General features: G+C 44.9%; 11 protein-coding genes. 6 read left to right on the forward strand and 5 right to left on the reverse strand.

Annotated elements, in window-relative coordinates:
• Nucleotides 1–199 precede the first annotated feature (199 nt).
• Nucleotides 200–679 (reverse strand): methylated-DNA--[protein]-cysteine S-methyltransferase, encoded by a 480-nt coding sequence (locus PUN32_RS02385; RefSeq protein WP_274721606.1) that lies wholly within the window; start codon nucleotides 677–679, stop codon nucleotides 200–202.
• A 75-nt stretch (nucleotides 680–754) separates the two neighbouring features.
• Nucleotides 755–1645 carry a LysR family transcriptional regulator gene (locus tag PUN32_RS02390; RefSeq protein WP_274721607.1) on the reverse strand — a complete coding sequence of 297 codons (891 nt, stop codon included), beginning with the start codon at nucleotides 1643–1645 and terminating at the stop codon, nucleotides 755–757.
• A 150-nt stretch (nucleotides 1646–1795) separates the two neighbouring features.
• Between PUN32_RS02390 and PUN32_RS02395 the strand changes: the two genes are divergently transcribed.
• The 3 genes from PUN32_RS02395 to nagB all read left to right on the forward strand — a co-directional run bounded on the left by PUN32_RS02395 (nucleotide 1796) and on the right by nagB (nucleotide 5416).
• Entirely contained in the window at nucleotides 1796–2155 is a 360-nt protein-coding gene (locus PUN32_RS02395; RefSeq protein ID WP_166015153.1) for a DUF413 domain-containing protein, read from the forward strand.
• Between the two features lie 75 nt (nucleotides 2156–2230).
• Nucleotides 2231–4222: a flavohemoglobin expression-modulating QEGLA motif protein gene (locus tag PUN32_RS02400; RefSeq protein ID WP_274721608.1), complete on the forward strand. Its 1992-nt coding sequence runs from the start codon at nucleotides 2231–2233 to the stop codon at nucleotides 4220–4222.
• 393 nt (nucleotides 4223–4615) lie between these two features.
• A complete protein-coding gene (nagB, locus tag PUN32_RS02405) occupies nucleotides 4616–5416 on the forward strand; it encodes a glucosamine-6-phosphate deaminase (RefSeq protein ID WP_166015155.1) in 801 nt (266 codons plus the stop codon).
• A gap of 165 nt (nucleotides 5417–5581) precedes the next feature.
• Here nagB and PUN32_RS02410 read toward each other — a convergent pair whose 3' ends face one another.
• The 3 genes from PUN32_RS02410 to PUN32_RS02420 form a co-directional block, all read right to left on the reverse strand.
• On the reverse strand, nucleotides 5582–6730 hold the full coding sequence (locus PUN32_RS02410) for a tetratricopeptide repeat protein (protein ID WP_274721609.1): 1149 nt from the start codon (nucleotides 6728–6730) through the stop codon (nucleotides 5582–5584).
• A 167-nt stretch (nucleotides 6731–6897) separates the two neighbouring features.
• Nucleotides 6898–7710 carry a MalM family protein gene (locus PUN32_RS02415; RefSeq protein ID WP_274721610.1) on the reverse strand — a complete coding sequence of 271 codons (813 nt, stop codon included), beginning with the start codon at nucleotides 7708–7710 and terminating at the stop codon, nucleotides 6898–6900.
• A gap of 100 nt (nucleotides 7711–7810) precedes the next feature.
• A complete protein-coding gene (locus tag PUN32_RS02420) occupies nucleotides 7811–9136 on the reverse strand; it encodes a maltoporin (protein ID WP_274721611.1) in 1326 nt (441 codons plus the stop codon).
• Nucleotides 9137–9568: 432 nt separating this feature from the next.
• On the opposite strand from PUN32_RS02420, the gene glgX reads away from it, so the two are divergent.
• The 3 genes from glgX (at nucleotide 9569) to PUN32_RS02435 (ending at nucleotide 13877) form a co-directional block, all read left to right on the forward strand.
• Complete coding sequence (glgX, locus tag PUN32_RS02425) at nucleotides 9569–11539, forward strand: glycogen debranching protein GlgX (protein ID WP_274721612.1); 1971 nt, start codon at nucleotides 9569–9571, stop codon at nucleotides 11537–11539.
• Nucleotides 11540–11778: 239 nt separating this feature from the next.
• Nucleotides 11779–13416 (forward strand): methyl-accepting chemotaxis protein, encoded by a 1638-nt coding sequence (locus tag PUN32_RS02430; RefSeq protein ID WP_274721613.1) that lies wholly within the window; start codon nucleotides 11779–11781, stop codon nucleotides 13414–13416.
• 212 nt (nucleotides 13417–13628) lie between these two features.
• A complete protein-coding gene (locus PUN32_RS02435) occupies nucleotides 13629–13877 on the forward strand; it encodes a DUF3297 family protein (protein ID WP_274721614.1) in 249 nt (82 codons plus the stop codon).
• Nucleotides 13878–14000: the final 123 nt, after the last annotated feature.

The raw sequence follows: 14000 nt of genomic DNA on the forward strand, positions 1-14000 counted from the left end.
AGATTGAAAAAAATTGGCCGCTATGGTGCACCAATTGCGTGCCAGAGGGAATGATCAAAGTCAATTAGATGATAAAGCTGAGTTTTTGATTAAAAATAAAACATTATTTTGTTAAATTAACAATAACAAGCATTAAAGAACAATTCACCCAACAACTAGATCGTCGTCATTGATAATCAATTCAAAACCAACTCGGTGCTTATGTGCTTGTTCGCTGCTCAAGATCCAGCAGAAATGCTTTGCGCTCTAAACCGCCCGCATAGCCGGTCAATTGACCATTTTTTCCTACCACACGATGGCAAGGCACAATGATCGACAGTGGGTTTTTACTATTGGCTACCCCAACGGCTCGCACCGCTTGCGGATTACCGATCGCCTCAGCCAGTTGCTGATAACTGCAAGTTGCTCCGTAGGGAATCGCACACAATCCACGCCATACCGACTGCTGGAATGGTGTACCAGTAGCCGCCAATGGCAGATCAAATTGGCGGCGCTGACCTGCAAAATACTCATTCAGTTGTTGAATGGTTTGCTTGAGAATCGGCCACGTTTGGCTCTCATGACCTAAATCGCTCGGTTGCGTGGTTTGAGTAGCAAACCATACCCCAAGCAACGCGTGTTGATCGGCTTGCAAAGTCATGCGCCCGATCGGAGATGAATAATGGGTAAAATATTTCATTGCCTCGCTCCTCCCGCTAACTCGCAGCGCTGATCGAGTCATCGATTAAACCACGCGCAGATCCAACGGTCTCAATCAGATAATTTCAGCCACTGTGCTGCTGGCACTACGCAGCGTCTCCAGTGGATCGAGTGTTTTGATCAGCTTTTCTACCTGTACAATCGCTTCGATGGATGAGCTATTTTTACGATAGCTAAGATAGAGAGGTCGATGCCATTGATTGACCTCAGACACTGGATATAACTGTCCGCTTTCTAGCAAAGGTCGCACCATAGTTTCAGGCAAATAAGCACTGCCGCCTTTCTCAATAATAAAATCGAGCGCAATTCTCGCGGTCGAAGTGCGTAAAAACGGTGCAGGCGCTTTCGGATGACGATCCGCATGCTCGGATGCAAATCGAGCGCCCCAATCAACATACACATAGCGATGTTCAAACACATTTTGTGCATTCGCCGGCTGAGTCGAGACTAACAGCAACACCAGATCAGCGACTTTTTTACAATGCAGCTCTTCCGCTTTGATCGGGTCAAAAGCAAACGCCATATCCAAGGTTCGCTCTAACAAGCCACGGTTGAGTTGTTCACGCCCCATCACTTCTGCTAAAAAGCCATAGCCTTCAAACGTATCGGTGATCCGACTCAAACAGTGCTGTAAATACGCATCCCAAATATTGGGCGTACCCCCTAACGTCAGCTGTAATGCTTTACCGCTTTCCAGCGATAATTCAAATTTAGCCTGTTGCAGGGTCGCTACCATTACCTCGGCATAGCCAACCAAACGTTCACCCGCCGAAGTTAATTTGATGTTGTTGCGATCTCGGGTAAACAACTGTGCATCAAAATGATTTTCTAGTTGTTTGATCCGCGCGCTGACCGCGGCTTGCGTCAAATACAGGTTTTCAGCCGCGCGCCCAAAGTGGCGCACTTTAGCCAGTTCAAGAAAGGTGCGAAAGACTTTTACGTCCATATAGTTTCCTCTGATATTACCCGCGCAGATTAACAAGGAAGCGGTATTATGACGATAAAAAATTTTTGTTTTTCTTTTATTAAGATTACGCCTAACTTTCGCCGTGACCCACGCTTACACGCTGGTTGAACATAGACACATGAGGTTGACATGGCTGAGACAGCATTTCGTCAAGGAAAAAAACGTTTTTTCGATACTAAAAAGTTCCCAAGAGGCTTTGCTAAGTCTGGAGATTTTACTCTGGCAGAAGAAGAGATTTTAAGCCTATACGGAAATACCATGCTCGGTTTAGAGAGTGGTGAACTGACCCCAGAAAATGACCAAGAACAGCATTTCATTAAGGTGCTAGAAAACCCAGATTTAGCCGAGCATAAATTAGAAAAAGCTTGGTTAAAATACACTCGTTTAGCGCGTGGTCGTAAACGCTTTCACACCTTAAATGGCCGCAATAAGCCAGATGGGACTGAAGATTACACTGACGATGAACCGAGCTTAACAGAAGAAGATTAATTCTGACGGCGATCATTCCATCGGTCGCCATTGTGACATGGATGGACGACAATTTGCGTCCTTATTGGAGGTAAAATGTCGAACCCAGTGTGCAATGTTTATTCGCTTGATGAGATGCTCTCGCTGATCCAGCGTGAACAGCCTTTTGCTGGATCACTGGAATCAGCGGGCTGTTATATCAAGGTGGATAACTATCTGCCGGTGGTCTGCACCGCCATCCATGCCGGTAGCCGTTTACGCGAAGATTTGCTCAAACAGTGCCAGTTAAGCCAAGCGGAGCGCCATTTAGAAGAAGCGCCTTACACCGATCAATTTATCGCCTCACAGCCGATCACATTATGTGGCCTCGATTCACGTTTCGAATACGATCTCAATCGCGCTAAAACCCTCAGCACTCGCTACAAATCAGCCTGGAATCGCCCACTGAGCGATAAGCAACGCAGTGAAAGTCACCGCAAACACAGTGCATTTTATCAGCTCTATGAAGCCTTGATCCGCAAACTCGAAGCCATGCACGGCATGGTGATCGTGTTCGATATGTATGCTTATAACTATCAGCAACTGGGTGATAAACCCACGCCGGTATTTAATGTCGGCACCGCGCAAATCGATATGCAACGTTGGGGGTCGGTGGTCAAACGCTTTTGCACTGAATTAAGCAAAATTCAACTACCGCACATCAAAAACCAAACCGAAATCAATGCGCTGTTTGAAGGACGTGGCTATTTGATTGCCCACACCAATGCGCACTTCGATCGCACTTTAGTGCTGCCGACCGAAGTAAAAAAAGTGTTTATGGAAGAAACTAGCGGCACGGTTTACCCCTTGGTATTGAACGCCCTGTGCAGTGGCTTGAAAAGCGCGTTTAGTCAAACCAGTGCCTATTTTCAGCGCCAGCATAATCGGCGGCGGATCAGTAAATCAAAAATGCTCAGTTCATCGATTGAGCCTGCAATTTTGGCGATTGATGACGCGTTATCCAAACTGACTCGCAAAGTCGAAACGCTTAAATACGTCAACCCGACTAACCTCAATAGCGAGCAAAAACGCTTTGAAGCGGCACCCAGTCGCTACAAACCTGAGTTTCGCTACAAACAGTTACCAATCAATGCTAATCAGTTCAAACAGCAGCTCTATCAATTGCCGATTGACACCATTTCCGATCCCGATTTAAAACAACTTTATGGATCGATGGTGGATAAATTGAATGAAAAAATCGATTTATTAACCAGCATTGGCCAAGAAGCATTTTTGTATAACTCACTGCGTTTTTATGGTCGACCCAAACACACGGCGCTCGAAAACGCGAAATTTTTGCTGTACGCCAAAACCTTAGCCGAAGAGCAAGGACCACTGTATAACGCGGATCAAGCGGCGCAAATCATGCTGGAAAAGGCCCAGCAGTGGGGGATGCATTGCCATATTACCCCAACAGCGTCATTAGCTGCCCGCGCGATGGTCAGTGGTAAAAAACCACCTACCCTGTATCTCAACAGTAAAGCGATGTATTCACATGCAGAAATTCAGCGCTTGATCCAGCATGAAATTGGTGTGCACTTAGCTACCACCTTTAATGGTCGGATGCAGCCTTTGCGAGTATTTTCCATCGGCTTGCCCGGCGCAACCGAATCACAAGAAGGCTTAGCGATTTGGGCTGAATACAAAGCAGGCTATATGTCACACGAGCGCTTAAAAACCTTAGCCACTCGGGTATTGGCGGTCGATTCAATGCTTAAAGAGCAGAATTTTCACCAAACTTTCAGCTATTTAACCGATGAATATGGCGTGGATCGCGACAGTGCTTTTATCACCACCACCCGTGTTTACCGTGGCGGTGGTTTTACGAAAGATCATCTCTATCTCGAAGGCTTTATAGGCATCTTGCACCAAGCCCAAAAACGCAACCTCGATAATCTATTGGTCGGAAAATGCAGCTATCAATATCTTGATTTGATTGATGAGCTGGTCGAGCGTGGTTGGTTAATCAAGCCACAGTTTCGATTTGATGATTTAGGCAGCGAACCGACACCGACCCTCAAATATTTGATTGAATCTCTACGCTATTAATCACCAATCGCCAACCTTAAGCACGGTTGCCCTCTCCGCCTAAATTGATTCAGGATCAGTGCTCAGTGCTCAGTGCTCAGTGCTCAGTGCTCAGTGCTAAGCAATGCTCACAAAATAACTTAATTTTCAAAATGAATTTTTAATGGCGAGATGTGATTGACTCAGACCAAACCACAAATTTCCTCAGCTCAAGCGATTGAATATTGGCTCAACATACCACGATTGACGATACGATCGACTCAAGACTCGATTTTTTGACCTAAAACAATAGCAGTTTTTGAGGTCTTATTTTATAATGCAAATTAACTTATCCATCCCCGCTGCTGATCGATAAAACAGCGTCAAATAGGATGGGATCACAAGACATCATAAATTGAAATTTAGGGGCAATACATGAGACTTATCCCACTGAAAGCCGCAGCACAAGTTGGTCAATGGGCAGCAGCACACATCGTTAAACGTATCAACGAGTTCCAACCAACCGCTGAACGTCCTTTTGTACTAGGACTGCCAACTGGCGGTACGCCACTAGCGACCTATAAGGCACTGATCGAATTGCACAAGGCTGGCAAAGTCAGCTTTAAGCACGTAGTGACATTTAACATGGATGAATACGTAGGTCTGGCGGCAGATCACCCAGAGTCTTACCGCTCGTTTATGTACAATAACTTCTTCAATCATATTGATATTCAAGAACAAAATATCAATCTATTGAACGGCAATGCCGCGGACCAAGAAGCGGAATGCCAACGCTATGAAGACAAAATCAAATCATACGGCAAAATTAACCTCTTCATGGGTGGTGTTGGCAATGATGGGCATATTGCATTTAACGAACCTGCATCATCACTCTCTTCACGCACGCGGATCAAAACCCTGACGGAAGATACGCGTATTGCCAATTCACGTTTCTTTGCTGGCGATATCAATCAAGTGCCTAAATACGCCCTGACCATCGGTGTTGGTACTCTGCTCGATGCACAAGAAATCATGATCCTAGTTACTGGCCACAACAAAGCGCTCGCACTGCAAGCGGCGGTTGAAGGTAGCGTTAACCACCTATGGACCGTTTCTGCCCTGCAACTGCATCCTAAATCAGTGATTGTGTGTGATGAGCCATCGACTCAAGAGCTGAAAGTGAAAACCGTGAAATACTTCACTGAGCTTGAAGCGAAAAATATTGTTGGCTTCTAAGTTGCGCTTAAGCTAAGCAATCTCGGATCGCGGTAATCACCGTATCCGAAACCCTATCCAAGACCCTATCTAAAAAACTAACGCCCCGAAATTCGGGGCGTTAATTGTTGTCTGCCATAACATGTTGCTGAATAAATCGCTTGGTTAAATCAACCCAAACCAGCCTTATCGGTTATCGATCATCGGCTGGGAAAAATCTAACGTTTCAGTGCGCCCATGCGCAACAGGATCAGCCTGTGGCACTGGTGCAAGGGAGCCATCAATACTCTCCACGGGTTGCACAGCAGCAGAGTCAAGCTCTTCACTTTTAAGCGGCAGCGGGATCTGACGTTTATACAATTTATTTAACGCGCGGATAATCGAGTGCTTAGTCACCGAGCCGGTTGCCAGTTTACGTTGCAATGGCTTGGCTAATGATTGCAAACCAACGATCGATTCAACCCCAAATTTACCGCCCACCCAATCTCGTAAATGTTTAGCCGGTTCATAGCCCATCGAAGCGGAAAGAAACAACCAGATGTAGCCAATCGCATTACCATGAGCACCACGATCAAGCCACGCCTCTCCGGCATGAAACATCGCTTGGGCATGGCCTTTTTCCGAGGCTCGCTCTAGCCAATAACATGCGCTGGGAAAATCACTTGCGCCACCCACACCATGTAATAAGTTTAATCCAAACTTCATCATCCCCTCGGCGCTGCCCATTTCGGCCGCTTTGCTATACCAAAAGGTCGAATCGGCCGGCGTTGGAGCAATATTATCGGCGGACACACACCATCCACCCATGAACAATATAGCCTCGATCAAATTCGCCTCTGCCGCCGCTTGGATCAGCTCAATCCCTTTCGCAACATTGACTTCAATATTGCGACCATGCAGCCACGCCATACCCGTTTCAAATTTAGCCACAAGATCGCCTTCCATGCCCTGAGCGCAAGTCTGCCAAAACTTGGCTTTCTCTTGCGCAATCACATCATCGCGGATCCGCTGGCAAATGCGCACCATGCCATACATGGCGGAGATATTATCCAGCTGTGCGGCTTTCTCATACCAAAATAGCGCTTCTTTTAAACTACTACGCTCAGCCTCTTTGGCTAAAAACAAAATCGTTGGAATATGCCCCGATTCGGCTTTAAACAACCGCTCTTTGCGTTCTTGCTCTCGGTTACGCTCTAACGCTTTGCGATAGGTTTCTTCGCGCGCTTTACGCTCAGCTTCTAGTCGTTTACGTCTTGCTGATAACACCATCATCCAGATAAAAAATAGGATCAGTGTTAACCCTGTCGCACCAATTGCTATTCCAATAATATTCATAATTTCTCTAATAAGGTGATTGTATTTGCCACCATACGAGCCAGTGGACCACCATAAAAACAGCTTGGATTGTACTGTACATCTCACTGAGAAACTATGTCTTACCAAGAAACTCTGCACGATCAAAAATGGGTGGCAATCGGCCACCCATTTGATACTACGAGCGTTTAGTGACGAGCATTCACCGCTTGCACAAACACCTCTTGTACCCCGTCGATGCCGAGAGCTTTAGCTTCATCTAATAAGCTGAGGGCTTTAGGTAGATCATTGGCAGCAACAGCAGCCTTAATTGAGCTTTGATAGTAAGTTTCTAAGTCCATACCTCTAGGCAAATTGTCATTTTTGGCAACAATCTTAGTATTCACGATGTCATTCGCAGAGACGGAAAAACGGAATTCTCCAAATGGGATATGCTTCGCTTGAGGATCCGCGATATTAGGTGGCTGAGTATTATGTGCGATAGCGAAAGCTTTGGCTGGGTGAAGAATCTCAGAACTTCCTTTAAGATCATCGGAAGTCGTATAAATCAATACATGTAAGTCATTCCCTGACGCATCAGGAATCACATTAATTTCAAGGACAAATTTATCGTTATCCAACAATTTTGCAGGTTGGTAGTTAAATTTCGAAAAATCTGCTTGGTAAAGTGTTTCGCCAGCCGTATTCATAACAATCACGCTTGGCGCGTAAAACTCCAACTTCTTGCTTACAAATGTCTCAAGTTTAATATCAAGACTGCCGCGATTGCCCGGTAATGCTAGTGCAGCGATTGCGCCAACACTATTACCATCCAACAACATTTGGCTTTTATCCGTCAAAGTAAACTCTGTCACCACAGGAATATCAATATTTACCCACTGAATATCTCTCAATTGTGTGACCATCTGTTGTTGGCCCTTCTGACTAACATCAATTTGTTCTATAGAAGAACAACCAGTCATAACCAATCCCAATAGCACGGGGGCGAGCCATGTTTTCATCATCGTCAACCTCGAATCATTATTATGTTTTTTAAATAAATACAGCCAGATAAAAGTCTGGCTGTATCATTTTAGGTCAATTTAGGACTTACTTGTTTGATTACCACCAAGCTTCCGCTTGTACACCGAATTGGAAAGTATCGTCTGAACGACCACCATCGAATGTATTTGAATTATCGGCTTTATCTGCTGTTAAGTAAGAAGCGTATAGACGAATTTCAGGACGCGCCCAGAAACTTGAGCCAGCAGACCATGCTTGAGCAACCGTCAGCTTACCAAATTTGTCTTTATCACCATCATTGTCATCAATCGCATAACCGGCTTCAAAGATTGTTTTATGGTTTTCATCCCATTTATAGACTGGGCGAACAACCACAGACATCGCTTTCCACTTGTCCTGACCATCCCACATCTCTTCGCCAACTCCGTAAACCAGTTGGTGGCCAACTTCCCAACTGTCACCTAGACCAACAACACCCATGTTGATCAGTCGATAACCAGATGCACCATCTTTCGCTTCTGCACCATACCAGCTACCATCACCGTAGAATGCAAATGACTTCGAGTAACCTTCAGTACCATATTGGAAGACGGTTTTGTTGAAGCCTGAACTTAGACCTTGAGTCAATTCAGCCGTGAACAACACACCATCTTTTGCATCTTTAACCGCTTGTGACGCATTTTCTGTTGGATTAACTAGAGCATAATCTAAACCTAATTCAAGAGAGGCGTTTGACCATAAAGGAATACCGGCATAACGCACATCTAAGGTGTTGACGTTAACTGCACCATCATTGCCAGTATCTGGCGTATCACCGCTGCCCATACCGCGATTAAAATTATCATTACGATCATTGCGGACCCATGCTAACGACAGTTTACCAGGACCGACTTCGATATTTTCGATACCGGCACCCGCACCGGAAATATTCCAATAGTAGAAATCTGAGATATGGATATCATGCCGTTGATAAAAGCGTTTACCTGCCCATAGCGTGGCTTCTGGCGCGAAATTTAAAACACCTTTAGCTTGAACATTGAATTGACGTAAAGCAAATTGAACGTCATCAACACATTCTACAGTTTTTATTACGTTACCCTTATCATCGGTTTTCTCGAAATGACCACAGTTTGCAGCAGTGCCTTCCCAGTCATTTGAGCCGTTAGATGTCATCGCAAACATCGAATCAACGTAAAATGTTTTACCGTTATTATTGTAAACTTCTTTGCCGAGTTGCACTTCTCCATAAATATCGCCTTCGTTACCTAGACGACCAACTTTATTTTTTTCAAATGTAACTTGTTGACCACCATCCGCGCTGACACCAACACCAGCACGCATATAACCGTGAAAATCAACAGCAAACACAGATCCAGTTGCGAGCGTGGCAGCCACTGCGGCAGCAATTACACTTACTTTTTTCATAATTAACTCCATTTAGGGTTTTTATTTTGGATTCTTCTCTCTCTTTTCTCTTATGCTGCCTAAAGGCAGAAAATAGACAGCGTAAAAGAGAGGTAAGATGGGAACAAGTCCCCAGTTGTTTCAACTATGATGAGCTTACGTGGGGAGGGTAAAAGCGACTTCCTCCACCCCAATTTTATTTAGGGGGGAGGAGAAAGGATGAGAAAAATGACCGCATGCCGTTTTTAAAGCTTAGATCACGTTATTTGGGGGGAGGAGGTTAGCCACTTTCGAAATAACCCAATACAAAACGTATTGGCGATCACTTTTTAGCGTTATATCACCCCACTCCATGAAATAAAATTACAGATAAATATTTGTGACCACGCGCTTGACCTGAGGCGGACAAAGCCTTTTACTTAAAACAATAGTGCGCAAATACAACGATTAAAAATGAAAAAACATCTGTCAACGCCGTATCCGTTAGGGGCAACCCTCGATAGCGAGGGTTGCAACTTCGCCATTTATACCCCGGCCAATAAAGATATTTTATTGGCACTGTTTTATGCGGATGGCAGTTATGAAACCCATCAACTTGAGCATCGATATGCCGGTATTAAACACACTTATATCGCAGGCATTCGCCCTGGCCAGAAGTACGGTTATTTAATCCAAGACGATGATCAATTGCATTACATCGCCGACCCTTATGCGCGCGCTTTAGACGGGATATTGGATTATGAGCCACCATTTGACAGCCACAAAAGTTTTGACCTACCGAAATGTGTGGTGACCAAGCCACAGTTTGATTGGCAAAATGTCGCCAAGCCACGCATTGCCCGTAATGAGATGGTGCTGTTTGAAACCCATGTGAAAGGGATAACGCAACTCAATCCGGATATTGATCGCATGCAGCGGGGTAAATATTTAGGTTTAGTCAGCCAACCGATGCTGGATTTTTATCGTCAGCAACATATCAATACGCTGCAACTGCTACCGATTGCCGCTTGTATGCACGAGCCTCACCTGCTCGAAAGTAACAAAGTCAATTACTGGGGCTATAACCCTTATCTGTTTATGGCTCCCGATCCACGTTATGCCAATCAAGATGCAGTAACCGAATTAAAAACGACCATCCGTGAATTACATCGCCACGGTATTCAGGTGATTTTGGATGTAGTGTACAACCACACCGCCGAAGGTGGTGCTAATGGGCCAGTTTTTAACCTTAAAGCGCTCGATCCCAACTACTATCTACATCATGGTGATAACTACGCCAATTACACCGGGTGCGGTAACACGGTCGATCTCGCCAATCAAGCCGCGCTCAACTTAGTGATGGATAGCTTGCGCTGTTGGGTAACCGAATATCAGGTTGATGGTTTTCGGTTTGATTTAGCCGCCACGCTAGGTCGCCGAGGTGATGAATTCAGTAAAGAAGCAGCCTTTTTCAAAGCCCTAGCGCAAGATCCAGTACTGCGCGAAGTCAAACTGATTGCCGAGCCTTGGGATATTGGCCCCAATGGTTATCAAGTGGGTAATTTCCCCTTTGGTTGGAATGAAACCAATGACAAGCTGCGCGATATTATGCGTAGCTTCTGGCGCGGTGATCAGGGCTTTTTAAAGGAGTTTGCCACTCGGCTAATGGGCTCTCGAGATCTCTATAGTGCTTCAAATTGGCCTTATAAACTGACGGTAAATTACATCACTTATCATGATGGTTTCACTTTGCAGGATTTAGTGTCGTATAAATACAAACATAACGAACAGAATGGCGAACAGAACCGCGATGGCCATGGAGATAACCGTTCGGATAATTATGGTTTTGAAGGGGAAACCGACAATCTCACCATTCGTGCCATTCGTGAGCGGCAAAAGCGTAACTTGATGGCCAGCTTACTGTTTGCGTTTGGCATTCCACACATTCTGATGGCGGATGTGCTTTCTCATACTCAACAAGGTAATAATAACGCCTATTGTCAGGACAACGATATCTGTTGGTTAAACTGGGAAAACAACGAAACCAAACAAGACTTTCGTGAATGGCTAGCCAATATGGTGGCGGCAAGACAAACCTACATGGTGCCTTTTATTCGTGCATTCAGTGGCGATAGCCGTAACAGCAATCGAATTGCCTGGCTGCGGGTCGATGGCAAAGCCATGGAAATGGACGATTGGAATCAACTCTCCTCGGTCGCGCTGCACATTGGTATTGGTAGTGATGGACCGGAAATGCTGTATTTAATTAATCAGACCAATGCGCCCGCGCGTTTTATGTTACCAAAAGATCGCCAGCAGCCGTGGCAATTGATTTGCGATACCAATATGCGTCATACCTCACATGGCCATGTTGAAGGCGAAATTTTACAACTTCCAGTATCAATGTCGATTTTGTACTGTCAACCTAAGCTAAAATCGGTGTAACGATAAGATAAAGACCATTCTACTTGTAACCAACCTTGCCTTGTCTCTTACCGCTCATGCTTATTGAACATTGTTTAATAAGTTATGAGCAATATATGATTGCATTCTTCATATCATGAATCTTTTCCATCTACACAACAAAAAAACATGATAGACATCATGCAATTATGCCTATTTAATCTAATAACTGCCGCATAGCGCACATTTATATCCTCACTTTCCAAAAGGAATTCCTCTGTATGTCTTGGTTCCAAAATTTAGCGATCGGAAAAAAAATTGCGATCTCATTTGGTGTAATTGCTCTGATCAATCTCGCTTTTAGTGGCTACCTTTACCACTCACTACACAATACAATTAAAAGCAATGAGCTCCATCTGACGGATAGTACCTTACCTTCGATGATGTTAGTGAACACCATCAAATACAACATGTCATCGGTGCGTAGAGCACAAATCACGCTGCTTTCATCGATTGACCAAGCTGAAATTGCAGAAGAAATGCGTTGGATGAATGATCACTACCAACAAATTGAGCAAGATCTCAATCACTATGAGCGCCGTATCGGGAGCAATCAAGAAAGCAATTTATTTATGCCAGTCAAAAATCTGTGGCGAGAATATCTTACGCAACTAGGATCGTTTAACGATGACATTTTACAAAACGAGATGAGTAAAGCGCAGCAAGATCTACAACGCTCATACACCACTTTTAAAAAATTAGAAGTTGCGATTGACGATCTGCTCAAGCTTAATCTTACTTATGTGGAAGAGAATCGCGATGAGTTAACTGCCCTGATTGATAACATCAGTCAATTTTCCGTAGCCAGCATTGTCGTGCTACTGAGTCTGATGAGTGTGCTGACTTGGTTATTAACCAACCTGATCTGCCGACCTTTACGAGCCGTGGTGCAGCAAGCCCATGCCATAGCGGAAGGCAATTTAGCTTACCAACTCAATCGTGGTACGATTGGAGATGACGAACTAGGTGAGCTAGCCGACGCGTGCCACCAAATGCAAGACAATCTACGCTTGATGGTAGAAGAGATCATAACCGGCGCAATCCAATTAGCGCACGCTGTTGATGAAGTGAGTGCCGTATCCGAACAAACCTCGCAAGGCATGCAGATCCAGCAAGAAGAAGTCATGCAAATTGCCACCGCAATGGCAGAGATGAAATCCACCGTTGCTGAAGTGGCACGCAATACCGAACTAGCTTCAGATGCTTCCCGTGACAGCCATCAACACGCCAATCTTGGCTCACAGCAAATGCATGCCGTCAATCATGCGATTCAGCAAGTGAATCAAGAGATCAATCACACAGAACAACGCGTATTAGAACTCGAAAGCCAAGCCCAACAAATCAATATGGTGGTGGATGTGATCAGCAATATTGCCGATCAAACCAACCTACTGGCACTCAATGCTGCAATTGAAGCCGCACGAGCCGGTGAACAAGGTCGTGGATTTGCGGTCGTCGCTGATGAAGTTCGTGCACTGGCAGGTAAAACCCAACAATCCACCGGTGATATTGTTAATATTATCCGAAGCTTGCAAAGTTGTGCAGAGAAAGCTCGTCAAGCAACCGCGAATAGCAGCCAATTAATCAATAACTGTGTCGAGCAAAGTGAGCATACCCAACAAGCGATTGAGCTGATCCGTCAGCAAAGTAGCCAAATTGCTGATATGACAATCCAAATCGCTAGCGCTTGTGGCGAGCAAGATTCGGTCAGCGAAGAATTAAGCCGCAATATTGAACGGATTAACGACTCGGCCAAACAAGTCGCACAAGGTTCAGCCAATGCCGCACAATCTTGTGTTGAACTAAACCAGTTGGCTAGCCAACTGCAAAATACCGTACAGCGCTTCCGCTTATCATAATGTGAATCAAGCATTGAGAATAACATTCGATAATGTCGACTTTCTCAATCAAGTAAAATAAACCAGAGTGGCGATTCATAATGAGTCGCCCTATTTTCTATTTTAAGCGCCGATGATATTAGCTTGACGACCGTTAGAAATTGGCTCATCACTTGAACCATGAGCAAGCTCTGTCTACAATGGCGCACTTTTCTCGCTTCAGGTCACATACAATGAACGACACCACAGCCAAACCAGCGTTACCCGATCGCCTAGCCGGCAACTCACGTAGCCCATTTTTCATTAAAGAGTGTTTTGAGCACCAAATCGGCATTCGCTTTAACGGCCAAGAACGTCACGATGTTGAAGAGTACTGCATCAGTGAAGGCTGGATTAAAATTCCATCGCCAAAAGCCAAAGATCGCTACGGTAACCCAATGCTGATCCAACTTAAAGGTACAGTAGAAGCTTACTACGTGTAACTGTTTACTGAGTAAGCATTCACTCGCAGGCTAAGTCAGTACCATAGTCACGATCCGATACCAACCAGCCGTTTAACGCTATTTAAAGCCGTCAAACGGCTTTTTTGATCATGCCGGATTAGG

Source organism: Vibrio chanodichtyis, assembly GCF_028863985.1.
Lineage (GTDB): Bacteria > Pseudomonadota > Gammaproteobacteria > Enterobacterales > Vibrionaceae > Vibrio > Vibrio chanodichtyis.

Excerpts from the sequence above, each read along its gene's own strand:
- PUN32_RS02385 (WP_274721606.1), bottom strand. The coding sequence starts at position 679 with ATGAAATATTTTACCCATTATTCATCTCCGATCGGGCGCATGACTTTG.
- PUN32_RS02390 (WP_274721607.1), bottom strand. The coding sequence starts at position 1,645 with ATGGACGTAAAAGTCTTTCGCACCTTTCTTGAACTGGCTAAAGTGCGC.
- PUN32_RS02395 (WP_166015153.1), top strand. The coding sequence starts at position 1,796 with ATGGCTGAGACAGCATTTCGTCAAGGAAAAAAACGTTTTTTCGATACT.
- PUN32_RS02400 (WP_274721608.1), top strand. The coding sequence starts at position 2,231 with ATGTCGAACCCAGTGTGCAATGTTTATTCGCTTGATGAGATGCTCTCG.
- nagB (WP_166015155.1), top strand. The coding sequence starts at position 4,616 with ATGAGACTTATCCCACTGAAAGCCGCAGCACAAGTTGGTCAATGGGCA.
- PUN32_RS02410 (WP_274721609.1), bottom strand. The coding sequence starts at position 6,730 with ATGAATATTATTGGAATAGCAATTGGTGCGACAGGGTTAACACTGATC.
- PUN32_RS02415 (WP_274721610.1), bottom strand. The coding sequence starts at position 7,710 with ATGAAAACATGGCTCGCCCCCGTGCTATTGGGATTGGTTATGACTGGT.
- PUN32_RS02420 (WP_274721611.1), bottom strand. The coding sequence starts at position 9,136 with ATGAAAAAAGTAAGTGTAATTGCTGCCGCAGTGGCTGCCACGCTCGCA.
- glgX (WP_274721612.1), top strand. The coding sequence starts at position 9,569 with ATGAAAAAACATCTGTCAACGCCGTATCCGTTAGGGGCAACCCTCGAT.
- PUN32_RS02430 (WP_274721613.1), top strand. The coding sequence starts at position 11,779 with ATGTCTTGGTTCCAAAATTTAGCGATCGGAAAAAAAATTGCGATCTCA.
- PUN32_RS02435 (WP_274721614.1), top strand. The coding sequence starts at position 13,629 with ATGAACGACACCACAGCCAAACCAGCGTTACCCGATCGCCTAGCCGGC.